The sequence below is a fragment of the Haloferax marinisediminis genome, from assembly GCF_009674585.1.
In the GTDB taxonomy this organism is placed as follows: domain Archaea; phylum Halobacteriota; class Halobacteria; order Halobacteriales; family Haloferacaceae; genus Haloferax; species Haloferax marinisediminis.
In genome coordinates, this window is the sequence record NZ_WKJP01000001.1 from 827,759 (window position 1) to 852,838 (window position 25,080).

28 protein-coding genes and 2 tRNA genes are annotated in these 25,080 nt (G+C 62.7%); 9 read left to right on the forward strand and 21 right to left on the reverse strand.

The window, feature by feature from the left end:
* Nucleotides 1-221 precede the first annotated feature (221 nt).
* Nucleotides 222-2,330, forward strand: coding sequence for a sensor histidine kinase (locus GJR98_RS04280; protein WP_151135790.1), 2,109 nt, complete (start codon nt 222-224; stop codon nt 2,328-2,330).
* 15 nt (nt 2,331-2,345) lie between these two features.
* Here the strand turns inward: GJR98_RS04280 and GJR98_RS04285 are convergent, their stop codons facing one another.
* Together GJR98_RS04285 and GJR98_RS04290 are read right to left on the reverse strand one after the other, a co-directional pair.
* Nucleotides 2,346-2,621, reverse strand: a complete 276-nt coding sequence (locus tag GJR98_RS04285; RefSeq protein WP_151135792.1) for a hypothetical protein — start codon at nt 2,619-2,621, stop codon at nt 2,346-2,348.
* A 48-nt stretch (nt 2,622-2,669) separates the two neighbouring features.
* Nucleotides 2,670-3,158 carry an Lrp/AsnC family transcriptional regulator gene (locus GJR98_RS04290; RefSeq protein ID WP_151135794.1) on the reverse strand — a complete coding sequence of 163 codons (489 nt, stop codon included), beginning with the start codon at nt 3,156-3,158 and terminating at the stop codon, nt 2,670-2,672.
* A 204-nt stretch (nt 3,159-3,362) separates the two neighbouring features.
* Here GJR98_RS04290 and GJR98_RS04295 point away from each other — a divergent pair, with 204 nt between their 5' ends.
* Nucleotides 3,363-4,301 carry a DMT family transporter gene (locus tag GJR98_RS04295; protein ID WP_151135796.1) on the forward strand — a complete coding sequence of 313 codons (939 nt, stop codon included), beginning with the start codon at nt 3,363-3,365 and terminating at the stop codon, nt 4,299-4,301.
* A gap of 15 nt (nt 4,302-4,316) precedes the next feature.
* Here the strand turns inward: GJR98_RS04295 and GJR98_RS04300 are convergent, their stop codons facing one another.
* Together GJR98_RS04300 and GJR98_RS04305 are read right to left on the reverse strand one after the other, a co-directional pair.
* The gene (locus tag GJR98_RS04300; RefSeq protein ID WP_151139382.1) at nt 4,317-5,237 is read right to left on the reverse strand and encodes a DMT family transporter; all 921 of its coding nucleotides are present in this window, start codon (nt 5,235-5,237) and stop codon (nt 4,317-4,319) included.
* A gap of 315 nt (nt 5,238-5,552) precedes the next feature.
* Nucleotides 5,553-5,837 carry a DUF6360 family protein gene (locus GJR98_RS04305; RefSeq protein ID WP_151135798.1) on the reverse strand — a complete coding sequence of 95 codons (285 nt, stop codon included), beginning with the start codon at nt 5,835-5,837 and terminating at the stop codon, nt 5,553-5,555.
* Nucleotides 5,838-5,961: 124 nt separating this feature from the next.
* On the opposite strand from GJR98_RS04305, the gene GJR98_RS04310 reads away from it, so the two are divergent.
* A complete protein-coding gene (locus GJR98_RS04310) occupies nt 5,962-6,354 on the forward strand; it encodes a MaoC/PaaZ C-terminal domain-containing protein (RefSeq protein ID WP_151135800.1) in 393 nt (130 codons plus the stop codon).
* Nucleotides 6,355-6,364: 10 nt separating this feature from the next.
* On the opposite strand, the gene GJR98_RS04315 is transcribed toward GJR98_RS04310, so the two are convergent.
* Nucleotides 6,365-8,143 (reverse strand): nitrite/sulfite reductase, encoded by a 1,779-nt coding sequence (locus GJR98_RS04315; RefSeq protein ID WP_151139383.1) that lies wholly within the window; start codon nt 8,141-8,143, stop codon nt 6,365-6,367.
* 90 nt (nt 8,144-8,233) lie between these two features.
* On the reverse strand, nt 8,234-8,554 hold the full coding sequence (locus GJR98_RS04320; protein WP_151135802.1) for a hypothetical protein: 321 nt from the start codon (nt 8,552-8,554) through the stop codon (nt 8,234-8,236).
* A gap of 302 nt (nt 8,555-8,856) precedes the next feature.
* Here GJR98_RS04320 and GJR98_RS17425 point away from each other — a divergent pair, with 302 nt between their 5' ends.
* Both GJR98_RS17425 and GJR98_RS04325 read left to right on the forward strand, forming a co-directional pair.
* A complete protein-coding gene (locus GJR98_RS17425) occupies nt 8,857-9,003 on the forward strand; it encodes a hypothetical protein (protein ID WP_191965415.1) in 147 nt (48 codons plus the stop codon).
* A gap of 67 nt (nt 9,004-9,070) precedes the next feature.
* A complete protein-coding gene (locus tag GJR98_RS04325; protein WP_151135804.1) occupies nt 9,071-9,742 on the forward strand; it encodes a DUF7119 family protein in 672 nt (223 codons plus the stop codon).
* On the opposite strand, the gene GJR98_RS04330 is transcribed toward GJR98_RS04325, so the two are convergent.
* Nucleotides 9,730-10,974, reverse strand: coding sequence for a M20/M25/M40 family metallo-hydrolase (locus GJR98_RS04330; RefSeq protein ID WP_151135806.1), 1,245 nt, complete (start codon nt 10,972-10,974; stop codon nt 9,730-9,732). The two genes, GJR98_RS04325 and GJR98_RS04330, sit on opposite strands and share 13 nt — an antisense overlap.
* Before the next feature lie 84 nt (nt 10,975-11,058).
* Here GJR98_RS04330 and GJR98_RS04335 point away from each other — a divergent pair.
* Both GJR98_RS04335 and GJR98_RS04340 read left to right on the forward strand, forming a co-directional pair.
* Nucleotides 11,059-11,132: transfer RNA gene (locus tag GJR98_RS04335), tRNA-Lys, on the forward strand.
* 121 nt (nt 11,133-11,253) lie between these two features.
* Nucleotides 11,254-11,341: transfer RNA gene (locus tag GJR98_RS04340), tRNA-Gln, on the forward strand.
* Between the two features lie 292 nt (nt 11,342-11,633).
* On the opposite strand, the gene GJR98_RS04345 is transcribed toward GJR98_RS04340, so the two are convergent.
* The 5 genes from GJR98_RS04345 to GJR98_RS04365 all read right to left on the reverse strand — a co-directional run bounded on the left by GJR98_RS04345 (nt 11,634) and on the right by GJR98_RS04365 (nt 15,391).
* Complete coding sequence (locus tag GJR98_RS04345) at nt 11,634-11,774, reverse strand: hypothetical protein (RefSeq protein ID WP_154269698.1); 141 nt, start codon at nt 11,772-11,774, stop codon at nt 11,634-11,636.
* 145 nt (nt 11,775-11,919) lie between these two features.
* Nucleotides 11,920-12,231: a ferredoxin family protein gene (locus tag GJR98_RS04350; protein WP_151135808.1), complete on the reverse strand. Its 312-nt coding sequence runs from the start codon at nt 12,229-12,231 to the stop codon at nt 11,920-11,922.
* Nucleotides 12,228-13,601, reverse strand: a complete 1,374-nt coding sequence (locus GJR98_RS04355; protein ID WP_151135810.1) for an FAD-dependent oxidoreductase — start codon at nt 13,599-13,601, stop codon at nt 12,228-12,230. The genes GJR98_RS04350 and GJR98_RS04355 overlap by 4 nt, the downstream gene beginning before the upstream one ends.
* Nucleotides 13,598-14,611: an electron transfer flavoprotein subunit alpha/FixB family protein gene (locus GJR98_RS04360; RefSeq protein ID WP_151135812.1), complete on the reverse strand. Its 1,014-nt coding sequence runs from the start codon at nt 14,609-14,611 to the stop codon at nt 13,598-13,600. The genes GJR98_RS04355 and GJR98_RS04360 overlap by 4 nt, the downstream gene beginning before the upstream one ends.
* Complete coding sequence (locus tag GJR98_RS04365; RefSeq protein ID WP_151135814.1) at nt 14,612-15,391, reverse strand: electron transfer flavoprotein subunit beta/FixA family protein; 780 nt, start codon at nt 15,389-15,391, stop codon at nt 14,612-14,614.
* Nucleotides 15,392-15,534: 143 nt separating this feature from the next.
* Here GJR98_RS04365 and GJR98_RS04370 point away from each other — a divergent pair, with 143 nt between their 5' ends.
* Nucleotides 15,535-16,146: a universal stress protein gene (locus tag GJR98_RS04370; RefSeq protein ID WP_151135816.1), complete on the forward strand. Its 612-nt coding sequence runs from the start codon at nt 15,535-15,537 to the stop codon at nt 16,144-16,146.
* A gap of 13 nt (nt 16,147-16,159) precedes the next feature.
* Here GJR98_RS04370 and pepF read toward each other — a convergent pair whose 3' ends face one another.
* Nucleotides 16,160-17,959: an oligoendopeptidase F gene (gene pepF, locus GJR98_RS04375; protein WP_151135818.1), complete on the reverse strand. Its 1,800-nt coding sequence runs from the start codon at nt 17,957-17,959 to the stop codon at nt 16,160-16,162.
* An 82-nt stretch (nt 17,960-18,041) separates the two neighbouring features.
* Nucleotides 18,042-18,197 (reverse strand): DUF7563 family protein, encoded by a 156-nt coding sequence (locus tag GJR98_RS18125; RefSeq protein ID WP_449271629.1) that lies wholly within the window; start codon nt 18,195-18,197, stop codon nt 18,042-18,044.
* A 111-nt stretch (nt 18,198-18,308) separates the two neighbouring features.
* On the opposite strand from GJR98_RS18125, the gene GJR98_RS04380 reads away from it, so the two are divergent.
* Nucleotides 18,309-19,646, forward strand: a complete 1,338-nt coding sequence (locus GJR98_RS04380) for a M28 family metallopeptidase (protein ID WP_151135820.1) — start codon at nt 18,309-18,311, stop codon at nt 19,644-19,646.
* Between the two features lie 22 nt (nt 19,647-19,668).
* Here GJR98_RS04380 and truA read toward each other — a convergent pair whose 3' ends face one another.
* The 7 genes from truA to GJR98_RS04415 all read right to left on the reverse strand — a co-directional run bounded on the left by truA (nt 19,669) and on the right by GJR98_RS04415 (nt 24,999).
* A complete protein-coding gene (gene truA / locus GJR98_RS04385) occupies nt 19,669-20,478 on the reverse strand; it encodes a tRNA pseudouridine(38-40) synthase TruA (protein ID WP_151135822.1) in 810 nt (269 codons plus the stop codon).
* 79 nt (nt 20,479-20,557) lie between these two features.
* Complete coding sequence (locus tag GJR98_RS04390) at nt 20,558-21,004, reverse strand: universal stress protein (protein ID WP_151135824.1); 447 nt, start codon at nt 21,002-21,004, stop codon at nt 20,558-20,560.
* Between the two features lie 120 nt (nt 21,005-21,124).
* On the reverse strand, nt 21,125-22,420 hold the full coding sequence (gene hisS / locus GJR98_RS04395) for a histidine--tRNA ligase (protein WP_151135826.1): 1,296 nt from the start codon (nt 22,418-22,420) through the stop codon (nt 21,125-21,127).
* 77 nt (nt 22,421-22,497) lie between these two features.
* Nucleotides 22,498-23,400 carry an EamA family transporter gene (locus tag GJR98_RS04400; RefSeq protein ID WP_151135828.1) on the reverse strand — a complete coding sequence of 301 codons (903 nt, stop codon included), beginning with the start codon at nt 23,398-23,400 and terminating at the stop codon, nt 22,498-22,500.
* A gap of 79 nt (nt 23,401-23,479) precedes the next feature.
* Nucleotides 23,480-24,070, reverse strand: coding sequence for a DUF7411 family protein (locus GJR98_RS04405; RefSeq protein WP_151135830.1), 591 nt, complete (start codon nt 24,068-24,070; stop codon nt 23,480-23,482).
* A 4-nt stretch (nt 24,071-24,074) separates the two neighbouring features.
* Nucleotides 24,075-24,437, reverse strand: coding sequence for a DNA-binding protein (locus GJR98_RS04410; RefSeq protein ID WP_151135832.1), 363 nt, complete (start codon nt 24,435-24,437; stop codon nt 24,075-24,077).
* Between the two features lie 106 nt (nt 24,438-24,543).
* Nucleotides 24,544-24,999, reverse strand: coding sequence for a 30S ribosomal protein S19e (locus GJR98_RS04415; RefSeq protein WP_151135834.1), 456 nt, complete (start codon nt 24,997-24,999; stop codon nt 24,544-24,546).
* Between the last annotated feature and the right edge of the window lie 81 nt (nt 25,000-25,080).

Here is a 25,080-nt window from a genome sequence, read left to right on the forward strand (position 1 = left end):
GCTGTCCCTACACCAACATACGTGCTCCTGGTTTACGTCGCTTCTTGCTCTGTTTTCGCATTTACCACTGCCTTTCGACTTTCGAATCCAAGAGAGTCGAGTGCCGTTACTTTAGAAAGAGGCTGAACCGGTATCCTCCCATACCACCTTATACCATGCGGTCGCTCTCGACCCGTTGTCCTGTCCGGTTCATACTTGACCTTGTATTGCATCCTCTCGGTATGCCCGGTAGAGTGAACGTTCTCGTCGTCGTCGAGAACGAAACAGTCCGTGACCGTCTCTCCGGGTCTCTTCCCGGTGTCGTCGGTGACGCGGCGACGACTGTCCAGGTCGAAACTGCTGTCAGCGCCGAAACTGCGCAGGCGGTACTCGAACGGTCGCGTGTGGACTGTCTCGTCGTCTCGACGGAACTGACGAACGGCGAGGGAGAACTCCTCGTCTCGGAGCTACGCACTACGAACGTTCCCCTCGTCTCGTTCGAGTGTGCTGAGCTGTCTGACTTGGATATCGAGAGCCTCGGTCACGTCGTCTACGATGCGGCCCGAAACACGGTCGGTTCACTGGACCACCGCGCACTCTTCGAGGCGGTGAACGTCGGCCTCGCGGTTCGGGACGTCGACACGCTCGAACTGGTCGATATCAATCAGCACTACCTCGATATCCTCGGAACGAACCGTGAGGACGTCATCTCGACAGAGCCCGTCGAACTCACTGCTGACTTTCCCGGGTTCACAGAAGCGCGTGCTCGGGACGAGGTAAAACACGCCATCGAGACTGGCAGTAACGTGTTCTTCTGGCCGCTCGAACGAACGGACGGAGAACTCGTTTGGATTCAGGTGAGCCTCTCGATTGCACACTTTTCGGACCGTGACTACCTCATCTCGACCGTCGAAGACGTGACTGCAGACCGCGAGCGTGAGCGCGAACTCGAAGCGTTCAAGAGTGCGGTCGATGCTGTCGATGCCGGTATCGCACTGACTGAAGACGGGAGACACACCTACATCAACGAGACTGGCGCACACATCTGCGGCTACCCGGATGCCGCATCGATGGAGGGTACCTCGTGGACCGAACTCCACGACGAAGCGGAAGTCGAGCGACTGCACCGAGAACTCCGCCCCGCGCTCGACGCGACGGGCAGGTGGCAAGGTGAGGCGACGATTCGACGACCTGACGGCGTGTCTGTCCCCGTCCGTCTCTCGATTACGTCGCTTCCCGAGAACCGAAATGTCGTCGTGTTTCAGGACCTCTCCGAACAGAAGTCCCGGGAGCGCGAACTCGAACGGAGCCGTGACTTTCTCGAACGAACGCAGCGTATCTCGAAGGTCGGTGGGTGGGAGCTCAACCTCGTCGACGAGACGCTGGAGTGGACAGACCAGACGAAACGAATCCACGACGTTCCGCTGGACTACGAACCGTCGCTCGACGACGCCATCGACTTCTACGCCGCCGACGAACGTGAGTGGGTCCACGAACTTGTCGACCGCTGCCGCAACGAGGGTATCTCGTGGGAGGACGACTTCCGCATCGTGACGGCCAACGGGGCAGAGCGCTGGGTTCGAACCCGAGGAGAACCGGTCATCCGAGACGGTCGTGTGACCGCACTCCGCGGGACGATTCAAGACGTCACGACGCGTCGTTCCCGCGAACGGGAGTTAGAACGGACGAACGCCGAGTTGGAGGCACTCAACCGAATCATCCGCCACGACATCAGAAACGACATGGCGGTCATCGTGGGGTGGTCGGAGTTGCTCGAAGACCACGTCGACGACGCGGGTCGCGACATCCTCTCACGAGTGCTCTCGACCGGTCGACACACCATCGAGATAACCGAGGTCGCTCGTGACCTCATCGAGACGATGAGTGGCGGCGCAGTCGATACGCGTCCACTCTCACTGTCGGACACGCTCGACCGCGAACTCACGGTCCGTCGAGAAGCGTTCCCGACTGCCAACATCGTCGTCGACAGTGAGATACCGGACGTGGCCGTTCGTGCGAACCCACTGCTCACCTCGGTCTTCGGGAACGTCCTCAACAACGCGATTCAGCACAACGGCGACGGCACGACCGTCACGGTATCGTCGTCCATCGACGAGGAGAGAGAGCAGGCTATCGTTCGAATCAGTGACGACGGGGTCGGGATTCCAGACAACAGGAAACCAGTCGTGTTCGGGAAAGGTGAAAAAGGACTGGAGAGCACCGGAACCGGACTGGGGCTCTACCTCGTCAACAAACTCGTCGAGTCGTTCGGGGGGTCGGTCCACATAGAAGACAACGAGCCAACGGGGACGATCGTCGTCATCGAACTGCCACTCGCGTCGCCGTCGTAGTTGCTGCTGTGCAGTTCACACCACGTCGGTCGGGTCGTGTTCTTCGGCCATCTTCGTCGCGGAGGCAGCGTACGCTGCCTGTGTCTCTTCGTCGGTGACGCGGCCTAACTCGTCTTCGGAAATTTCGAGTGCGGCGTAGGTGTCGCGGATGTCGGATTCGAAACTCGTCAGCGACCGCTCCTTCCTGTGATACCGTGTCCCGTCCGTGGTCGCGTACACGAGGATGATGATGTTCTGTTCGTCGTCCGAGTACGTCCGCTCGACGAGCCACGTGGTGACCGGTTCCGACATACCTGACAGTACGCGGCGAACCTGTGTAAGTAGTGAGGTGTTCGAGGTTCAGTCGTCGATTCCTAACTCGTCTAAGAGCGTCTCCAGGGTGTAACTCTGGAGGGCACGGTGACTGTCCCGCATCGTCGAGATGACGAACGTCGAGTTCGTCCGTTCGACTTCGGGGATGGCCTCGAAGTTGCTGATGAGCCGTTCCACGCGGTCGGAGTCGGCGAGGTGGGCGACGACGATGAAGTCCGTCTCGCCCATGGTGAAGTACAGTTGCGTGACGCCTTCGATCTCCAGCAGCTGGTTGCCCACCTCTTCGTACGGACCGCTGTAGTCGGCCAACACCTCGACGACGACGGTGACGCCGAGACCGAACGACTCGAGGTCGATGTCGTAGAGGTCGTTCTCGATGACGCCGTCGTCTTTCAGGTTGTTCAGTCGGTAGTGGATGGTCGACACTGGGATGCCGGTCGCTTCGTGTAACTTCTCGGGGCTACCCGTTCCGAGGTCCGCGATGGCCTTCAACAGGCGCACGTCGCGTTCGTCCATACGTACACTGGGCAGGTGATGGGACGTAAGTCCTTATGCTATCAGCCACAGTCGACCGCGCCCTCTCTCTAACAGACATTCACGATTTATTCAAAATTTAGAACAGCCAAAGTCGGATTACTCAATGAAAAATACAACTATTGAGAAATCTATTGTAGAAGGATTTAACAACGGGCATCCCTGACGGTTGAAGCAGATTCGACCATGACGCACACTGCTTGGAGAAACCTCCCGACGACCCCGCTGATGTTCGTCGTCCTCGCACTGATGTGGGGGACGTCGTTCGTCGCCATCGAGGTCGGACTGGAGTTCTTCCCGACCCTGACGTTCGCGGCGATACGCTACGAGGCCGCTGGCCTCCTGATGCTCGCGTACGCCGTCTACTCGACCGACCGCTGGCGCCCCCAGACCAGAGACGAACTACTCGCGACGGCTATCGGCGCGGTGTTCATCATCGCTGCCTATCACGGACTCCTCTACCTCGGGCAGAACTACGTCCCCGGTGCCATCGCCTCGATTATCATCAGCCTCTCGCCCATCCTGACGGCTGTCTTCGCGGGCGTCATCCTCTCGGAAGATTCGCTCGGGAAAGTGGGTGTACTCGGCTTGCTCGCCGGATTCGCCGGTGTCGTCCTCGTGGCCGACCCCGGTGCGGGTATCCTCGGGTCGGCACAGGGACTCGGCATCGTCCTCATCTTCCTCGGCGCCGTCTCGTTCGCCCTCGGGTCGGTCCTCACCCGTCCGCTCCGAACAGCGTTACCGGTCCAGTCGATGCAGGCGTGGACCATGTTCGGTGGCGGCGTCATCCTCCACGTCTGGGGATTGGTTCGCGGTGAGTCGCTGGCTGCCATCGAGTGGGCACCCGTCGGTATCGCGTCGTTCCTCTACCTGACGCTCGTCTCGGGTGCCGTGGCGTTCTTGCTCTACTTCGAACTCCTCGACCGCCTCGGCCCGACAGAACTCAACCTCATCGGCTACGTCGAACCCGTCGTGGCGGCGGTGATGAGTTTCGTGCTCCTCGGGCACGCAATCGAGACGACGGCGTTCGTCGGCTTCGGCGCCATCTTCGTCGGGTTCGCGGCGATGAAAAAAGACACAGTCGTCGACGCGGTCATCGCGGTCCGGCGACGCGTCACGGTCTAAGCGCGGATTTCCGTTCTACTCTGTTTCTGCGGGTCGTTTGATCGACGTTCCGACGATTCTGGCCACGCTCTCGCGCTGGACCAACAGGAATCCGGAGACGATGACGCCGAACCCGAGAACCGTCCCCGAGGAGATGGACTCACCGAGGAACGCCCATCCCGAGAGCGTCGCGACGATTGGCATCGCGTAGGCGACGAGGTTCCCGCGGACTGGACCGGCCTCTGCGAGCAGGGCGAAGTACACCGGGTAGGCGGCCGCCGTCGCCGGCATCCCGACGTAGAGGATGGCCGCAACGACAGTCGGTGACCAGACGACCTGCGTTGGGGATTCACCGATTCCGAGACTCACGGCGTGGATTCCGACGGCAGCCACCGCCATCGCCCACGCAGTCATCGGAATCGTGCCCATCGTCGCACCGACGCGCTTGAGCAAGACCGACCCGAACGCGACCGAGAGCGCAGCGCCAACGACGAGCGCTTGTCCGACGCTCCCGCCGCCGAGGACACTCTCGGGGCCGACGATGACGACGACGCCCGCGAGTCCGAAGAGGATACCCACGGCGTCGACGGCCGAGATGCGCTCGTCGTCCAGAAGGAAGAACGCGAACATCGGTGAGGCGATGGGCAGGATGCTGTACATGACTGCCGCAGCGCCGGAAGTTGCGTTCTGCTGGCCGAGGAACAACAGGACGTTGTTCGCACCGAGGACGAACGCAGCGCTCGCGAGGACACCGAGGACGTCGGCACGAGAGCGAGGGCGCCAGTAGCCACCGCGGACGGCGACGAGCGTCAGCAGGACGACAGCGGCGACGTCGACACGGAAGGCCGCGAAGAGAACCGGTGGGACCGAGCCGATGGCGGCTTTGATACCGACGAACGAGGTACCGAACAGCACCGCGGCCGCGACGAAGAGGACGAGGGTCCGGTGACGACTCACGCCACCACCCCCCGTGCTGTGGCCGGCGTTCGATTCGCCGGGTAGGCACGGGAGGTAGTGGGCGGTCGACGAGCAATGCGTGGACAGCGTGAGGGCCTCGTCTGTAGCACAAGCCATCATTCTCGTCGCCTCACCATATGTCTAACGATGGGTCATATGGGTGGATGAATCATTAACAAGGTGCGATTCTTTCGGTGGAATTTGAACCAAATCGAGAGAAAACTACCCATGGTGGATGTTGTCACTGTTCGCGCCACGTGTCGAGACTGCGCACTACGCGGCCGTCGAATCAAGAGAAAAAATCGAGAACTGCGGTCAGTCGTCGGTCGCTGCCTCGACGCGGTCGGCGTGTTTTTCGAGGTCGGCCGCCAGCGTTCGCGCTTCGTCGGGCGAGAGCGTCACCCGGTCTGCGTGCGGTGAGAGCGTTTCGAGTTGCGTCCCGTCGAGTTCGAGTTCGAGCGTGATGGCGTCGGGATTCTTTCGGGGCGAGGTGACGTTGAGCACCGCGAACGCCGACTCTTCGAAGTCGTGACCAGTCGCCGTTCCGTCGACGAGGTCCAACGTCGTGTAGGCGTTTACTTTCAGGATTCGGTCTGGCATGGGTGGTAGTGGTGTTGGAGTGGTATCAGTGGTTGGTGTCTCGGTGGGCATCGCCGTGGTCGACAGTCGGGTGCTGAGCGAACACGGGTGAAGAACTACCTCGTCGCCGGCCGTCGGACGGGATGTGTCCGCGAACGACGTCCCGACGGAGGGTGAAACCCTCGTCAGAGAGCGAACGTTCACGACGGCGGAGGTCGAGGCATTTGCGGCCCTCTCCGGCGACGAGCAACCGATTCACACCACCCCCGACGACGATGGTCGACTCGTCGTCCACGGGTTGTTGACTGCCACACTGCCGACGGAGATTGGTGGTGAACTGGAAGTCCTCGCCCGGTCGATGGAGTTCGAATTCCTCGCCCCGGTGTACACCGGTGAGACGATTCGGTGCGAGGTGACGACGACCGCTGTCGACCCCCGCGAGGACCGCTACGACATCGTAACCGACATCGTCTGTCGGAGGGTGACCGACGGGTCGGTCGTCCTCAGGGGTGGGTTCGACGGCCTCATCTGGAAGTGAGACGAGGGGCTCAGTCGTCGCTCGGTATCTGCGTCCCGTCGGCGCGATTCGGCGCAGGACTCGCGTCGAGGCTGTCGTCTTCGGCGTACGGGTACCACGTGCGCTTCGTGTTGTGCATCATCGGGTCCTCGTAGCTGGTCTCTTCGGGTTCGACGAGGTCGGCGAGGTCTTCTCCGTCCGTCCGTTCGACGAACTCTCGGAACGTCTCGTCGCCGTCACGTCGCTCCTCGAAGTTCGCGAGCAGGTTCTTGATTGCGCCGGGAACTTCGTCCACTGGAATGCGCTGGGCGACCCACTCGGCGAAGTTCGGGTTCTCGCCGAGACCGCCGCCGAGACCGATGTCGAGCGCTTCGACGGGTTCGCCGTCTTTGCGGGTCTTCATTCCTCGGAGGCTCACGTCGGCAATCTGGGGCTGGGCACAGGAAGCCGTACACCCCGAGAGGTGGATGTGGAAGTCTTCGACGCCGTCGGGCAGGTCGACGTTCTCCTTCAGCCAGCGTGCGTAGCGAACCTGTCGGTTCTTCGTCTCCACGATGGAGAGCGAACAGAACTCGGTGCCCGTACAGGCGACAGACCCACGCATGAACGGGTGTGGGTCGGGCGAGTAGTGTTCGAGGAGGTCCTCGTCCTGCAGCGCGTCGAGTTTCTCTTCGGGTACGTCGGTGATGATGACGTTCTGGCGCTGGGTGACGCGAACTTCGCCTGACCCGTACTCGTCGGCGACGCGGGCGAGTTCCTTCGTGTCGTCGACACCCATGCGGCCGACGAGCACGTCGAGACCGACGTAGTAGTTGCCGTCGGCCTGTTCGTGGATGCCGACGTGGTCGGCGTGACCGCCGTTGGCGTAGCCGGCGTTGTAGGAGTACTCCGAACGGAGGTCTTCGCCGGCGGTCTCCAGTTCGAAGTCGACGTACTCTTCCTGCAAGACGCTGCGGAACTTCTCTGGCCCCCACTCGTCGAGCAGGAACTTGATGCGGGCGTTGTAGCGGTTCTCGCGGTCACCGTTGTCGCGGAAGAGCGCGGAGATAGCACCCGAGACCTCTGCGGCCTGTTCGGGCGTCACGAAGACGTCGATGTCGCGGGCGAATCGAGGCTCGTTACGGGAGAGGCCGCCGCCGACACGGATGTTGAAGCCCTTCGTCTCTTCGCCGTCGAGTTCCTTGGTCGCGGGTTCGAGCGCGAGGTCGTTGATGTCGCCTTGGCCACAGCCTTCGCGGCAGCCAGTGATAGAGACCTTCCACTTCCGAGGGAGGTTCGAGTGGTCGTCGTTGCCCTTGAACGTCTCGTTGAGTTCCATCGCGACGGGCAGTGCGTCCACGTGTTCGTGTTTGTCCTTCCCGGCGACGGGACAGCCGACGATGTTCCGCCACGAGTCACCACAGGCCTGTTGGGTGGAGAGGCCGACCGACTCGAGTCTGTCGAAGATGTCGGGGATGTCCTCCAGTTTTATCCAGTGCAGTTGGATGGACTGGCGGGTCGTCCAGTCGACGTAGCCGTTTCCAAAAATCGGATTCTCGGCCGGCCCGCGGGCGTACTCGTCGGCGATTTCGGCGACGACTTCGGTCTGGCCGGGCGTCAGCACGCCGTTCGGCGTCCCGATGCGCATCATGAAATACGACTCCTGCCCGTTCCGCTGGTGGTACAGCCCCCACCATTTGAAGCGCTCGAACCACGCGTCTCGTTCGTCTTCGGGGATGGACTCCCATCCATCTTCGGCGAATTGGAACAGATGCTCTCGTATCTCGTTACCGTAGACCTCTGATTTCCAGCGTTCGACGTCCGTGGGCATTCGTACGAATCCCATGTATTTGCCCACGTAAGGCCCCGAGCGTACCGTCAACCCTTCCCGGTGCTGCCGAAAATAAGCAGAAGTTGCCGGTTAGTTACTGTCGTCGGTGTGAACCGGGAGTACAGCGTGTTCTCGGTCGATATCGACGAACTCACCGTCGGAGAGCCGACCCACAGGAACCCACCCGGGGACGCCAGTCTCACCACAGGCGATACACTGGCCGTACACTTTCGCGGCGACAGTTCGGCCGTCAGCACCGACCGAGAGGACGTTTTCGACGACGAAGTCTGGCAGGTCACACCCACAGAATGACGGGTCGTCGAGGCGCCAGAGCTCACTGACGCTCACTTCTCTCGCATCGTTCACGGAGACCCACGCCCCGTCGTCGAGGACGCGCAGCGAGACACTCATACTCCCTACTCAGACCCCCGCGTACCTATGCAAGACGGCGGCCGCAATCTCCGCAGGGGTGCGCGACGTCCCAGTGTCCGTCAATCGCACCCGAGTCTGTCGATTTCGAGTACATCTCCCCGTCTGAGATAGTGGCAACCTGTTCCGATACCCGGGAGTACGGGTACACGTTACAGGTGCGGATTCCCTTATGGGAGTGGCCTTTCTACGGAGGGAGTGATGAGTGACCGCCCCACCGTTACCCGAGAACACGCCTCGGCTGATGCCGCACCCGAACTGTTCGAACTGACGGAGGACGACGAATGACGACCGAAGTCGAACTCGAACCCGAACAGGAGCGCTCCGACGAGGACGACGAAGTCGACCCCACCGCCCACCTCGACGACCTCGAAGACGGTGCCGGATGTACCGAAATCTGGTCGCATCTCTCGGAATCCCGCGACGAGTGAACGCTCGCGCGCGAACCTCGCCACTCAGGGAGATGTTTTTAAGTGAGAACGCGGAATCGGGTTGTAGATGACGAACGACGAACGCCGACGCACCCGTCGGGTACCAGCCGACCGCCGAGAACCGGTCGGTCAGCCTGTCGTCCGTGGCGACCCCGCCGTCACTGGTGACCGTGCCCGCGAGGCAGTTGGGTTCGACCCCGACGACCCCGCCAGTGTCGAGGAGGCTGCCCGTACAGTTCGGTCGTTCGCCGAGTCCTCGGCGGGCGACGACCACGTCTTCATGCTCCGCGGCGCTGCCGCATGTGCTGCCCTCGTCCGTGGGGTCGGGTCGTACAAACAGGCCGCAGAGATGGCCGGTGGCGACGTCTCTGTCTCGTTTATCCGCAAGTGGGCCCGCGTCCACGACCTGCCGCAGTCGGTCCGCCGGCACGTCGCTCGCGGAAATATCGCTCCGACAGCGGCCAAACACATCGCTCGCGTCTCTGGAGACGCACGACTCCACCTCGCGTGGGCGACACTGGACGGCGACCTCACGGTTCGAGAGGTTCGTCGCCTCGCGAGCGAGGTCAACAACGGAACGCCAGTGACCGAGGCGCTCGACGACCACGGTGTCGCAGTCGGAACGTTAGACGTGTCGCTGCCGCCCGAACTCTACCTCGAACTTCGTCGGCGCGCGTCGCTGAACGACACCGAACCGGGAACCGTCGTGGCCGAGGCGCTGGACACCTACTTCGACTGAAGGAACTGCGCTGTAGTCTCCCGAATCACGTCACGGGCCGTCTCGACTTCTGCCCACTCGATGGTCTCGTCCGGGAAGTGTGCCTGGTCGATGTTCCCCGGTCCAAAGACGACCGTCGGGATCCCCGCTTCCACGTAGAGGCGTGAGTCCGCACCGTAGGTCGCACCGACCGGTTCGTCGTCGAGCGAGTGCGCTCGGAGCGTCGTTCGAAGTGCCTCGACAACCGGTTCGTCCACGTCTATCTCGGCGGGTTCGAACTGGATGGAGAATCGCTCGAACGTTGGCGGGTGCTCCGAAAGCCACTCGTCGTCGTCGACCACGGCCGCCAGTCGGTCTTCGAACGCCTGTTCGACCTCGGCGACGGTCTCGCCGGGAGCGACGCCCAGTCGCCACTCTGCAGTGAGTGTCCCGGCGACGCTCGACGCCCACGACCCCGCTTCCACTTTGCCGACGCAGATGGGCCACGGAATCGGATAGTCGTACAGTGGGTGCGAGACGTGTTCGGAACGCTCGGTTTCGAGGTCGAAGAACGCCTGTCTGATGGTCTCGAACTTCGGAAGCACATCGACACCGCGCCACCGTGATGCTGCGTGTGCGGTCCGGCCAGTCAGGTGGAGTCGTTTCATCACCGTCCCTTCGGTGGCGACCACCGGCTTGAGTCGCGTCGGTTCGGCCACCAGCGCGGCGTCTCGCTCGAAGGGGTACGGATTGTCCAGCGCGGCGGCGGCCGCGCCGATGCCACCTTCTTCTTCGCCGACGACGCACTCGACGACGACTCGCCCATCGATGTCGAGGTCACCGGATTCGACCGCCGCTTTCAGGTCGAGTGCTGCGAAGACACAGGCAGCGAGACCCGACTTCATGTCGGCCGCGCCGCGGGCGGTGACCGTTCCGGCCTCGTCGTCCCACTGGGGGAGGAACGGTTGATTCGACCACAGCTCTGCATCGGCGGGAACCACGTCTACGTGGCCGTTGAGGACGATAGTCCGCCCCGCATCGGGGTCCCCGAACTCGAAGACTCCGGCGACGTTCGGCCGGTTGATGGTCTCGATGTCGTCTGGGTCGTCCGGAAACGACGGATGGTCGGCGAGTCGGCGGGGGTTCGCGCTCCACTCGTACGTCTCGAAGCCGAAGTCGTGCAGACGGTTCTTGAACCACGTCTGCGCAGGTGCTTCGGCACGGCCGACGCTCTCGAATCGGAGGAACGTGTCGACGAAGTCGCGTAGGTCCATACATGGTAGACGGGAACGGGGTACAAAGCAAGTTGGGGAACGAAAATAAACGCTTATCAGTATCCCCACTTAAAGAAAGTTCGAGGGCTGGTAGCTCAGTTAGGCAGAGCGTCTGGCTTTTAACCAGACGGTCGGGGGTTCAAGTCCCTCCCAGCCCGTTTCTACATCCGTGAGCGACAGCGAGCGGTGCTGGGGAGATAACGTGTTCTTACCCGATGATAGCCACTGTATACTCAATACGGTAGCAGCGAATGTGTGTATCAGCGGTCGACTCCACACGAAAGGGTCGCTCAGCCTGGTAGAGCATCCACCCCTGCGGTGGGTGGCCTGAAAAATGGCCTCGATGGTTCGAATCCATCCCCTTTCGCTCACACTGTTTTTCTGTCCAGTCTACGTTCGCTGCACGGCGACGAATCATCTCTCGTTGGAAAGTGACGAGTCTATCGAGACCACGCCGTTCCACGGTCGCGGGGCAATGTAGCGGCGTGGTCAGTCCTGACTACCCGAATATCGGAGAGTCGCTACTATTCAGTCTGGATTGGTTGTTTCAGAACGCTGTCTCACTGTGTTCGTGACCTGCTGGCGTGGTCGTGTGTGCCGAAAGAGGAAATTCGAGTACCACCATACTCAGCACCCTAACCCGGCACACTGTGGCACCATCACCGTTCTCGGAGTATCGCTTCGACTGGAGGTGAGACCGAGACGAGTTCGTGGAACTCACCGTTCAACCGGAAGCCGAGGACGACTTCTTCGACATCGGTTGGTTCGTCCAACAACAACTTGAAGTGGTCTTCAGTCACGGCTGTCTCCCCTCGTAACTTGTTAATCATCCAACCATATGTGGTTTGCGGCTACTTCCGTCCTCTCTACATGCCTGTCGTCGTCTCACTCGACCCTCGCAGCCTGAAAAAAGTCGTTTAGGGCGCGACTGCCCCGGGTGTTACGTCACCCCTGTTTGAACACGACCCCACCACCGGTTTTCGGGTACTCCCACTCGACGTTGTCGTAGGGGCAGCCGAACCGGCATGTCCCGCATTCGAGGCAGTTCTCGTAGGCGATGGATGGAACGCCGTCACTGTCTTCTTCGACCGTCCAGACGGCGGCCGGACAGACTTGCATGCACTCGTTGGTCGTGCAGTCGACGCAGACGTCTGGGTTCTTGACGCCGAGGTGTGACTCGCCGGCGTCGCGGTACTTGACCGTGTAGAGACGGTCTTCGATGCTCACGTCTGGGACGTGTGGTTGTGCTGTGCTCATGATAACATCCTCCGGAAGCGCCACGCACGCTTCGCCGCGCCAAACCACCCACCGGCGGCGTCGAGGAGGCGGTCACGTGCTGCGTCAGTGTGTTCGTCTTTCGAAGAGCGGTCCATCTTGAAGTACTCAGTCTCGGCGTCGGCCAGCGCTCGCGGGAGGTCCTCGAAGAGGAACTGCCGGTCGTCTGCGATGGTTCGCTGGAACCAGTCGTAGTGCCGCAGGTTCTGGACGACGAACGAGTCTTCCAAGTCGCGCGGATAGGCGGCGAGTGCTGCCTCGTCACTGCGGTCGTCTGCGAGTGCGGCCACAATCGCCTTGCCGGCGTGGTAGCCACTCTCGACGGCCATGTTGGTCCCTTCGAGGTGGACACCGTTGTTCAACACCAACCCGGCGGCGTCGCCGACGACGACGGCCCCATCGTGGACGAGGTCCGGCATCGCCTTGGCTCCCCCTTCGGGGATGACGTGCGCGGAGTACTCGATGCGACGCCCGCCACGGATGAGCGGGGCAACCGCCGGGTGTGACTCGAAGGCGTTGAGCGTCGCTTCGGGCGTCTGCCCATGAGCGGCGTCTTCGATGCGATAGGCGACACCGACGCTGACAGAGCGTTTGTTCGTGTAGACGAACCCACCGCCGACTGCCTCGCCGACGGCCCCGTCACCGAAGTAGTGGTAGGCCGCACCGGCGTCACCGTCGAGGTGGAACCGGTCGTCGATGGTCTCGCGGTCGAGTTTGAACACCTCTTTGACCGAGACGGCGACCTCTTCGCGCTCTGGGCGGTCTTTGAGGTCCGCCCCTTCGCTCACGAGAGAGTTCGCACCCTCGGCGAGGACGACGACCGGTGCACGAATCTCGCCGTCCGGGCGGTCGGTTTCGACCCCGACGATTTTGTGGCCGTCGCGGATGAGCCCCGTCACCGTCGTCTCGGTGATGAGCGTCGCACCGGCTTCGACGGCCTGTTTCGCGAACCACTCGTCGAACCGCCGTCTGAGGACGGTGTACGAGTCGTTGTGGGGTTCGTCGCGCCACGCGCCGGGTCGCATCGAGACGGCCGTCTCGTCGCCGTTCGACGTGAGCATCGAGAAGCGCTTCTCGGCGATGTAGCGCTCCATCGGTGCGCTGTCGATGTCGACCAACTCGCGGATGGTCGGCGTGTAGAGCACCCCACCGAAGACGTTCTTCGTCCCCGGTGCGGGGCCACGTTCGAGCATCAGCACGTCGAGTCCCTCGCGGGCCATCGTCAACGCTGCGGCAGTCCCTGCGAGGCCGGCACCCACGATGATCGCGTCGTAGGTGTCGTTGTAGTTCGGCGTCTCAGACTGCAGCTTCGGGAGTTGCAGGGCGCCGCTCTCTGTTCCGTTGGCGCTCATGCGACGACCTCCTGTTTTTCGCGAATCATGGCAGTGAGCTTCGGCAGCACCTCGTGGAGGTCACCGACGATGCCGTAGTCGGCGTGTTCGAAGATTGCCGCGTTCGGGTCGGAGTTGACGGCGACGACGTACTCGCTGTCGTTCATCCCTTCGAGGTGCTGGACGGCACCCGAGATGCCGGCGGCGATGTACAGGTGCGGGCGAACGGTTTTCCCCGTCTGGCCGACCTGTCGGGCGGGTTCGACCCACCCTTCGTCGACGGCGGCGCGACTGGCGGCGACCTCGCCACCGAGTGCGTCGGCGAGGTCGACGATGGGTTGGAAGTTGCCTTCACATCCTGCGCCACCGGCGACGACCACGTCGGCGTCGGTGATGTCCACCACGTCGCTGACGACGCGTTCGATGACTGTCGAGAGCGTGTCTGCTTCGGTGACGACGACGTCGACCTCTTCGACTGCTGTTGTCGTGTCTACGTCCTCGTCGAGCGGTTCACTGGCGTCGAAGACGCCGGCGCGGACGGTGGCCATCTGTGGCCGGTGTGACGGACACTTGATGGTCGCCATGGCGTCACCGCCGAAGGTCGGCCGACTCGCGAGGAGGAGGCCTTCGTCGTCGACGGCGAGTTCGGTACAGTCGGCGGTGAGGCCGGCGTGTGCCGGGACGGCGACACGGCCAGCGAAGTCGCGGCCGGTGTGGGTCCCGCCGATGAGGACGATACTTGGTTTGCGTTCCTCGACGAGAGCGCGGAACTGTTCACCGTAGGGGTCAGCCCGGTAGGGTTCGAACACCGGGTCGTCGGCGAGGAGTGCGTGGTCCGCCCCTCGCGCAACTGCCTCTTCGGCGAGGTGAGACACGCCGTCGCCCATGACGAGTGCGACGAGTGGTTCGTCCGTCTCGTCGGCGAGTTCGCGTCCTTTCGAGAGCAGTTCCCACGAGACGGGTACCGCTTCACCCTCGTGTTGTTCGACGAACACCCAGACGCCTCGATACTCGCTGATGTCGACTGTCATTCAGAGCACCTCCATGATGTGGTCGTACAGTTCGTCGACGTCGTCGACACGTACGCGTTCGCGCTCGACTGGTGTCGCCGTGTCCATGCCACCGACTTTCGTCGGCGAGTTTGCGAGGCCGACTCGGTCTACGATACCGAGGTCGGCAGCAGTCCACTCGACCGGTTCGAACTCCGTCTCGGCGAATATTTTTCGGTGGAGTCCTGCGGGTCGCGGTCTGTTCGCGCCGAACTCCATCGCCACGACGACGGGGAGTTTTGCTGCGACGCGCTCGTAGCCTCCCTCCACGTCTCGCTTTCCGACGAGGACACCCTCGTCGGGTCGCGGTTCGAGTGATTCGACGTAGGTGAGTTGTGACCACCCGTTGTGGGCGGCGATGCCGGGAGGCACCTGCCCAGTCGAGGAGTCTGTACTCTCTTCACCGCAGATGACGACGTCCGCGTCGAGTTCTTCGGCTGCCCGCGCGAGTGCGAGGCTGGTCGGCCACGTGTCGCTGCCACCGAAGGCTCGGTCGGTCAGCAAGACGCCACCGTCGGCACCGGCTCCGACTGCTGTCTGGAGGACGGCCTTCGCCGGGGGTGGTCCCATCGTAATCGCGGTTACTGTCCCGCCGACCTCCTCGCGGAGTGCGAGCGCCGACTCGACGGCGTTCTGGTCGGGCCTGTTCAGGACCGCGGGCGCGTCGGATCGGTTCAACGTCCCTGTATCGGGGTCAATCGTGACGTCGTCCGCGTCGGGTACTTGTTTGACGCAGACGACGATGTTCCATCCGTCATTCATGATTGGACGGCGCCGTCGTATGCGGCGCTCAGCCCGAACTACGCGCGTTGGGACTACATAGCGGGAACATCATTCTCGAAAATTAGGAACGGAATGTGTGCTATTACACCTCCTCCGACGTACACAGTTTCAGGAGGGTTACAATGTACACTCACATCCTCGTTCCCGTCGATGGCAGTCCAGAAGCCGAGAATGCGGTGGGTCACGCGGTCCATCTCGCCGACGCAGTCGACGCCGCGATTCACGCGCTGTACGTCGCGGGGGCACCATCTGGCGACGAATCGAAAGACCGAGCAGTCGCCGAGCGCGGGCGGCGCGCACTCGAAGACGTCCGTGAGCGTGCCGAAGAACACGGCCTCACCGTCGATACGACCGTCGCCGACGGAGAACCGGCCGCGACCATCGCCGAGTACGCCGACACGACCAACGCGGACCTCATCGTGATGGGGACCCACGGCCGCGATGGCGTCGACCGACTGCTCAACGGCAGTGTTGCAGAACGCGTCGGCCGCCACGTCTCGATTCCCGTGATGACGATTCGACTGGGCGACGGCGAACAGTCGGTGAAGTCGCCACTCCAGGCGCAGCGAATCGCTCGCGAGAAACTCGAACTCGCCGGTCACGACGACGCCGTCATCGAGTCGCCGTCACACCAGCGGACCGCGTGGGTCGTCCACGCGACGGACGAACGAGGCGAGTACAACGTCCACATCAACAGCGCCTCTGGACGGGCGAAAATCGTCCAACTCGGGTGACGAGACCCGAGTTTTATTCTAAGTCGAGGAGCGTCGCCGCTTCGTCGAGGAACGACTCGTACACCGACATCGCGTCCTCGATTGGGTCGGGTTCGGTCATGTCCACGCCGGCCGTCTTCAGCACGTCGAGTGGGTACTCACTGCCGCCGAGTGCGAGCGCCTCGCGGTAGTCTGCGGCCGCAGAATCGCCTTCTTCGCGGATACGTTCGACGATGGCGGCGGCCGCCGAGATGCCCGTCGCGTACTGGTAGACGTAGTAGTTGTAGTAGAAGTGGGGAATCCGCATCCACTCGCGGGCGATGTGGTCGTCCGTCTCGGCGGGTGCGTAGTACTCGGCTTTCAGGTCGCCGTAGAGTTGGTCGAAGCGGTCCGGGGTGAGTGCGCCGTCTTCTTCGACGATTTCGTGAATCTGGAGTTCGAAGTCCGCGAACATCGTCTGGCGGAACAGCGTCGAGCGGAACCGTTCGAGGTACTCGTCGAGGACGTGCATCCGGAGTTCGTCGTCGTCGACGTTCTCTAAGAGGTACTCGGTGAGGAGCGTCTCGTTGACCGTCGAGGCGACTTCGGCCGTGAAGATGTCGTAACTCGCGTCGTGCCACGGTTGCTCGTCGTTGGCGAGTTCGGAGTGCATCGAGTGGCCCAGCTCGTGGGCGAGCGTGAACATACTCGCGGCGTCGTCCTGATAGTTCATCATGATGAACGGCTGGGTGTCGTAGGTCCCGGACGAGAACGCTCCGGCGCGCTTTCCGCGGTTTTCGTACACGTCCACCCATCGGTTTTCGAGGCCCTCGGCCATGCGCTCTTGGTACTCCTCGCCGAGGGGAGCGACGGCTTCGATGATGTACTCTTTCGCTTGCTCGTACGGAATCTCCGGCCCGTGGCCACCCGTCAGTGAGACGTAGAGGTCCCACATCTGCAACTCGTCTGCACCGATGGCCTCTCGCTTCAGTTCGGCGTGGCGGTGGAGGTGTTCGAGGTTGTCGCGGACGGATTCCAGCAGGTTGTCGTACACTTCGACGGGCACGTTCGGGCCGTCGAGTGCGGCTTCCCGGGCAGTCTCGTAGTTACGAATACGGGCCTTTTTCACGTCGGCTTTGACGCTGTTTTTCAGCGACGACCCGACGGTGTTTCGCACGTCTGCCCAGCGGTCGTAGAACTCCTCGTGGACTGCTCGGCGGAACGCGCGGTCGGGGTGCTTCTGCAGTTTGGTGAAGTTCCCTTGCGTAATCTCGACAGACGTTCCGTCGGGCTTTTCGACCGTCGGGAACTCGAGGTCTGCGTTCGCGAGCATGGAGTAGATGTCGCTCGGCGACCCGGTCACGTCCGAGAGGTCAGCGAGGACCGCTTCGACTTCGGTCGAGCGCGTGTGTTCTTTCGTCCGAAGGACGTCGTCGAAGTAGTGTTCGTACGCTTCGAGCGCCGGTTCCTCGTCGATGAACGCCTGCATCTCGTCGCGGTCGAGTTCCTGCAGTTCGGGGTCGAGGTAGCTGACCGCGCTCCGTGCCTTCGACGCCAGTGCTTCGGCACGGCCGGCCTGTGCTTGGTACTCCTGGTTTCGCGTATCCTCGCTGCTCCGAAGGTTGGCGTACGAGACGACCATCGACACCTCGCGAAGCACCGACTCCATCGTCTCGAGGAGTTCGAGAAGCGTTTCGGGGTCGTCCGTCGCTCGCCCCTCGTACGCTTCGAGTTCGGGGATTCGTTCGGCAACCTCCTCGTACGCGCTCTCCCACTCCTCGTCGGTGGTGTAGATGCTGTCGAGGTCCCATTTGTACTCCTCGTCGATGTCGCTCCGCTCGGGAACCGAACTCATGACTCACCCGTCGCACGCGCGAATGGTAAGCCTTGTCAATCGACTGCCGGCGAAGAGAAGAGTGGACGAACTGGTGTCGAGATTAGTGCCGCGTCGCTCTCGCTTGGCGGACCTGCGCACCGTCACGAACCATGTCTTCACAGTGAGGACAAACTCGTGGCTCCTCCATGCCTTCTGGGGCGAACACCCTGACGTAACCTTCCGTAACGAAAGAACCGCAGTTCTGACATTGTGGCATGGTAATCGTCGCTACCACGTCAAATTAGTTAGAAGTTGGGGATAAATTTTTTATCCGAGTTGTCAGCACCCACGACGGAAGCCACTTGGAGTGGCGGTGAGTGGTGAGGCCATGGACGATCTGCCACCTGCGGCCCGTGAGGCGTTTGCCCGAACGTGGACCGATGGCCGGCCGTGGAACTTTCTCACCCGATTGACTGCACTCGGTGACCGGATGGCCGGTGGGCCGGGTGACGCCCGTGCAGGTGACCTCGTCGCCGACGCCTTCGCAGACGCCGGTGTCGAACGCGTCGAATTTGACCCCTTCGAGATGGCTCACTGGACGCGTGGCGAGACGACGCTCGAACTCACCGCCCCTGACGAACGTTCGTTCGAAGCCATCGCGCTCCCGTACGCTCCCGCCGCTGACGTGTCGGGTCCACTCGTGGACGTTGGCTACGGGACGCCCGCCGAAATCGATGACCACGACGTCGAGGGAGCCATCGTCGTCGCCAGTACGACGACCCCCGCGGGTGGCCGATTCGTCCACCGGATGGAGAAGTTCAACTACGCTATCGACTCGGGAGCGGCGGGGTTCGTCTTCGTCAACCACGACCCCGGACAACTGCCACCGACGGGTGCGCTCCGCTACGACGAAGAAGCAATCGCCCCCGCGGCCGGAGTGAGCAAAGAGACCGGGGCGTGGTTGACCGACTACGCGAAGCGAGGGGGACGCGCCCACCTCACGGTCGATGCCGCCACGGAACCCGGCGAGAGCAGAAACGTCGTCGGTCACCTCGGCCCGGAGACGGACCGAGAACTCGTCTTCTGTGCGCACTACGACGCGCACGACACTGCCGAAGGCGCACTCGACAATGGGTGTGGCATCGCAACTGTCGTCACCGCGGCCAGAATCCTCGCTGAGATGGACCTCGACGTCGGCGTCCGTGTCGTCGGCGTCGGTGCCGAAGAACTCGGTCTGACCGGCGCAGAACACCTCGTCGAGACGCTCGACCTCGACCGGGTCGCCGCCGTGGTGAACGTCGATGGCGCGGGGCGGTTCCGTGACCTCGTGGCGATGACGCACGCCTCGGAACAGATGGGCGATGTCGCGTCCCGCGTCGCCGACGACGCTCGGCACCCGATTCGCGTCGAATCCGAACCACATCCGTTCAGCGACCAGTGGCCGTTCGTTCGTTCTGGTGTTCCGGCCGTCCAACTCCACAGTGACAGCGGCGAACGCGGCCGCGGATGGGGCCACACCCACGCGGACACGCGAGACAAAGTAGACGACAGAAACATCCGCGAACACGGGATGTTGGCGGCGCTTCTCGTCCGCGAACTCGCGACAGAAGTGGCGGACGGAGAACTCCCGCGACTCGACGACGACGAACTCGCCGCGGAGTTCAGACGGGCGAACTTCGAGACGGGCATGAAAGCAGCGAGTATCTGGCCGACAGACTGGGAGTAGCCCGGTTCGAGTCTCGCGCGGACTACTCGTCGACTCCGTCGCGGATGCGTGACCCAACGCGCCACCCAATTCGGTCTTCGAGTGCTTGTTCGTCGAAGGCGCGGATGGTACTCTCGGCCGCATCGGGGTCGAGACGGAACTCGACGTCGGGATAGTCGACCCCAGTGAGGACCAGGGGTGTCGGCGGTGCGGGAGGGACGCCAGCAGGTCCCTTCAGATGTTCCGGTCCGAGTACGTCGTCTACTTTCGACATCGGGGCTGCTTCCGTCGCGACGGAACGAACCAGCGAGACGAGACGGCGGACGAGTTCGCGAGCGAACCCGCCTGCTTCGACGCGACAGACGAGGAAGTCACCATCTCTGGTCAGGTCGCCGTCGATGGTTCGAACAGTGCCCCAGTCGTCGGGCGTGAGGTTGTGGAAGTCGTGTTCGCCGCGAAGGGCGTCGAAAACGGCACGAGCGCGTTCGTCGTCGAACGTCCCTGTCGGCGCGTAGAGTTCGTAGACGTACTCTCGCCGAGTCGGGAGGTGTCTCGCGTGAAAGTCGTCGGGAACGTCGGCGGCGGCCCACGCTCTGACCGTCCCCGGCAGTTCGGAGTTCAACGCTCGCGGCGTACACCAGCCGGGACACTCGAACGCGACGGTCTGTGCGAGCGCCGAGACGCCGGCGTCTGTCCGCCCCGCGGCGGCGTATCCTTCCGGGACCGCTTCCGACTCACAGACACCGAGGTCACGACAGGCATCGAGAATCGCGTCTTCGACGGTGGGGACGTCCGGTTGTCGCTGGAATCCGTAGTACGGACGGCCATCGTACGCGATACGGAAGGCGCGCATGCCACGGAGTTTACCGTGACCGTACTTAATCGACCCCACTCTGACGGCGGCGAAAAAAACAGGTCCTACGCGAAACTACTTACTCGTCTTCCATCGGCGACTCTTCGCCACGGATGGTGAGAATCGGCACGTCCGTTATCCGAAGGACGCGCTCTGTGACGCTTCCAATGAGGTAGCGTTCCAGTCCACGGCGGCCGTGGGTTCCCATCACGATGAGGTCGACGTCGTGTTCGTCGGCGTACCGAAGGATTGTGCGGTGCGGCGACCCGTTTTCGACGGCCGTCACGACCTCGACACCTGCTTCGTCACCAGCCTCGACGGCCTTCGAGACGATTCGCTCGCCCTCTTTTTCGTAGGCACGAACGAGACCACCGGCATCGAGTTGTGTCGCGTGGAGGACGCGTTCGTCGACGACGTAGAGCGCGTGAACCGTCGCGTCCATGGCCTTTGCGAGGCCCATCGCCTCGTCGAGTGCCGAGTCGCTGGGGCCGCTTCCGTCGAGAGGGACGAGAATCGTGTTGTACATGTCAGTCAACGATACGGCGGGAAGAGAGAAAAGGACGTTCGCCACTACCACTCGGCGAGAATCGCGGGTGTGAGGCGAGTTCAGTGCCGCAGAGCGTGACTCCGCGGCGACGTACGAAGATTACTCGTAGTCTTCGTAGGTGGGTTCGTCTCGGTCACCCGGGAAGTCGTCGACGGGTGCGGTCGTCTGGTCGCCAGACGCCATGTCCTTGATGGTCACTTCGCCGTTTTCGAGGTCGCGCTCACCGACGATGACGACGCTGCTGGCGTTTATCGAGTCGGCGTAGGACATCTGTGCGCCGAAACTCCGGTCGGACACGTCGACTTCGACGACGTTGCCTGCTGCACGGAGTTCTCGGGCGATGCGAGACGCCACGTCACGGGTGTCGCCGACGGTGAGGAGGTAGTAATCCGTCGAGAGTTCTTCGTCGGGCCAGACGCCGGCGCGCTGGCAGAGCAGTTGTAGCGGTGCGGCACCGATGCCGACACCGACCGCAGGGGTGGGTTGGCCACCGAAGGATTCGATGAGGTCGTCGTATCGACCGCCACCGAACGCGGCACGGGAGACCTCACCCGTCGAGTCGAAGCACTCGAAGACGACGCCGGTGTAGTAGTCGAGGCCGCGAGCAGTCGTCAGCGACACGTGACAGACGTCTCCGGCACCGAAGTCTTCGACTGCAGCGAGGACGTTCTGGAGGTTTTCGACCGCCGCTTCGACGTTCTCGCCACCGAATTCGGCGATTTCGTCGAGGTCGCCGCGTTCGATGAGGGAGGCGAACTCGTCGGCCTGATCGTACGAGAGGCCCGCATCGGAGAGCAGTCCGAGGTACTCCTCGCGTTCGACTTTCTCGGACTTGTCGACGGCTCGGATGGCGTCTCGAACGTCGACGTCAGCGTCGAACGACCGGAGCAGGCCACCGAGAATGTCGCGGTGGGAGACACGGAACTCGAAATCGTCGGCCGTGAGGCCGAGGTCGAAGAGGGCGTCGGCACAGAACGCCAGAATCTCGGCGTCGGCCTCCGGTTCAGACGACCCGAAGATGTCGGCGTTCGTCTGGTAGAACTCGCGGAAGCGAGCCTGTTGGACCTGTTCGTAGCGCCAGAACGGGCGGGTCGAGACCCACTTGATGGGCTTCGACAGTTCCTGCTGTTTCGCGACGACCATGCGGGCGACGGTCGGCGTCAGTTCCGGTGCGAGAGAGATGTTACGGCCACCTTTGTCCTCGAAGGCGTACAACTCGTCGACGATTTCCTCGCCGGACTTGTCGACGTACATCTGCGTCCGCTCGAGGTACGGCGTCCCGATCTCACGGAACCCGTACTGAGCGGCAGCGGTCTCGACAGTGTCGATGACCGCTCGCCGTGCCGACATCTCGCCGGGATAGAAATCACGAAATCCCTTGAGTCGCTCGTACATGGGCAGTGGTTGGCGAAGGCCGCGCTTGAAACCTGTTGTTCGGGCGCGCGGCCGACCACTCGTCCGTCAGATGAGTATCAGACGACCGAGACGAGTGTTCCCACGTCGCCGACGGCGATGAGCGCGACGCCGGCGACGGCGAGCAACGCCGCGACGAGGCGGGTTCCGAACTGAGACTCGCGGAGGATGACGCCACCGAGAATAACCGCGACGATTGCCTGCGTGTTGATGATGGGCGACCCGATACTCGCCGGGACGAGTGAGAACGCGACTGAGGTGACGTGCTCGCTTCCCGCCACGAGGAGGCCCGCAGCCGCGAACCTCGGCAGGTGGCCTCGAACCGGTCGCCAGTCGCGAACGGCGAGCGGAAGCAGAACGAGTGTGCCACCGACGAAGAGAATCGGTACCCACAGTGACGTCGGGATGGCGAGTTCCTGCAGGGCGACGCGCTTTCCCACGTCGCTGACGGCGTAACAGGCGGCACTGGCGAGGGCCAACTGTGCCGGACGGGAGTTCGCGGCCCGGCGAAGTGGTTCGAACAGGCTTCCGCCCTGGTAGTTGGCGACGTAGACGGCGAGCGTGGCGACGCCCACACCCGCGACTTGGAGCGGCGAGAGATGGGCCGACAGCAGGACGATTTCGATGGGGAGGACGAACACGGGGACGAGTTTGTTTATCGGTGTGACGTACGACACGTCGCCGTCGTCGAGGGCTTCGACGAAGAGGACGAAGCCGAGGCCGATGAACACAATCGTCGTGAGGACGACACCGACGCCGAGGGCGCCGAGTTCGGCGAGCGTGGGAACTGACGCCGAGTCGAGTCTCGTCGCCGTCACTGGTGCGTACCACGTGATGGAAAAGAGGTTGATGACGACTGCAATCTGCGCCGCGGCGTACCCCTCGAAGAACCGCTTGAGGGCGAAAATGTAGACACCCCACCCGAGTGCGGCGAGGATAGCAAAGAGGATACCGGGGTCCATGATTCACTTCCCTCTCGGTGCGGTGAAAAGCGACGCGATACGCTCGGCGGGTGAGCCCAAACACCCACTGCAGCGACGATTACCGGCGGCCGTGGACGTAGCTCTGGACGTGGTCGGGGAACACTTCGTCTACGGCTTCGGGGCCGTGTTCTGCCGCGATGAGGTTTCTGAGTTCGCCTTCGTAGTCCGCCTTGGGAATCTCTTCGGACGGTCCCGTCTCCACTTCGAGGTGTGATTCGACGAGGCGGTCGACTGCACCGCGCCCAAAGCCAGAGAGTGGAGAGAGGTAGTCGACACCGTGTCGGTCTTCGAGGCTCTGTGCCTGTGCTCGGGAGATAGACGGAACCCGGTCGTCACGACGCGTGCCGTCGGCGACGGCGTCGAATCCCATCTCGCACACCGATTCGAGGGCGTGTTCGTGGACCTGCTGGATGCCGTTTCGCGGGTAGCCGTCGTTGACCATCCGGGCGGCGGCGGCTTCGGCGACGTCGCGGTCCAGTTCGAGCGTCTCGAACTGGTAGTCGAGTTCGAGCGCCGCGTCTTTGGCGTACTTCCAGTCGTCGGTGACTCCGAAGTGCGCGGTTACGAGCGTCACGTCGTAAAACGTATCGAGAAGCAGTGCGGCGAGCGAAGAGTCTTTGCCGCCGCTGTAGAGGAGCGCGAGTTCCACGTGCTTACCGGCGGCGGATGTTGAAGCTCTTCGACTCCGGTTGGAGTTCTTTCAGGAGCGCCTTCATCTTCGCGTCGTCGATGCGGCCCTGGATACGACCGCTCTGTGCGAGCGCGACGATTTGGCGCTCGACCTGCTCGGCGAAGTCGGGCTTGGACATCTGCACCGCGTTGAGACGCTGGCGTGCTTCGTCGGTCAGGAACTGCTTGAGGAGTGCCTGCTTCTGCTGTTCGGCGCGCTGCTGAGCTGCCTCTTCGGCCTGCTGCTGCTCTGCGGAGCCCTGCTGTCCAGCCTGCTGTTCTTGGAGCTCTTGCATCTTCTTCCGTCGAAGCTCCTCCAGTCGCTCATCGTCTGGGCTGCCACTCATACGCTAGGGCACGGTCTGATGTCTGAAAACCATTACGGACCCGCGTACTGACCGCTCTCGGGGATTCACGGTCGAAGAAGAACTCTCGGGGTGGTGTCGGCGTCAGTTACGCGTAGCGCTCGAGTTCCGGACGGTCGAGGTCCGTGAGAACGTCGGAGGCAGCGTTGTCGAGGAAGCTGGTACCCTCGGCCGTGATGCGGCGGCCTTCGCCCTTCGCGGTCTCGATGAGACCTTCGTCTTCGAGCTGCTGGAGGAGCTTGCGGATGATCTTCTTGCTTCCAGTGTCGCTGTGTGCGCCGCCGACACTGTATCGGTTCGAGCCACGCTTGAGGCCGCCGTACTCGGTCGAGAGTCGGTCGACACCGACCGGGCCGTTCATGGCGACTTTCCGGAGCAGGCTGGCGCCGCGGATGAACCAGAAGTTGTCCTGCTGTGGGGGCAGTTCACGGGTCTGGCCGGTCTTAGCGAAGGCCATCCAGTCGGGTTGCTCGATACGGTCCTCGAGTCGTCCGGCGACCTCTTCGATGAGGGCGTCCGCCGGGACGTCATAGATGGTTACCATGGCTATTCGTTCATAATCGCGGCGTTTAAAGGCATCGTATTCGCCTGATACGGGCAGTTGGAGGCTCCTGCGCCCCGACCG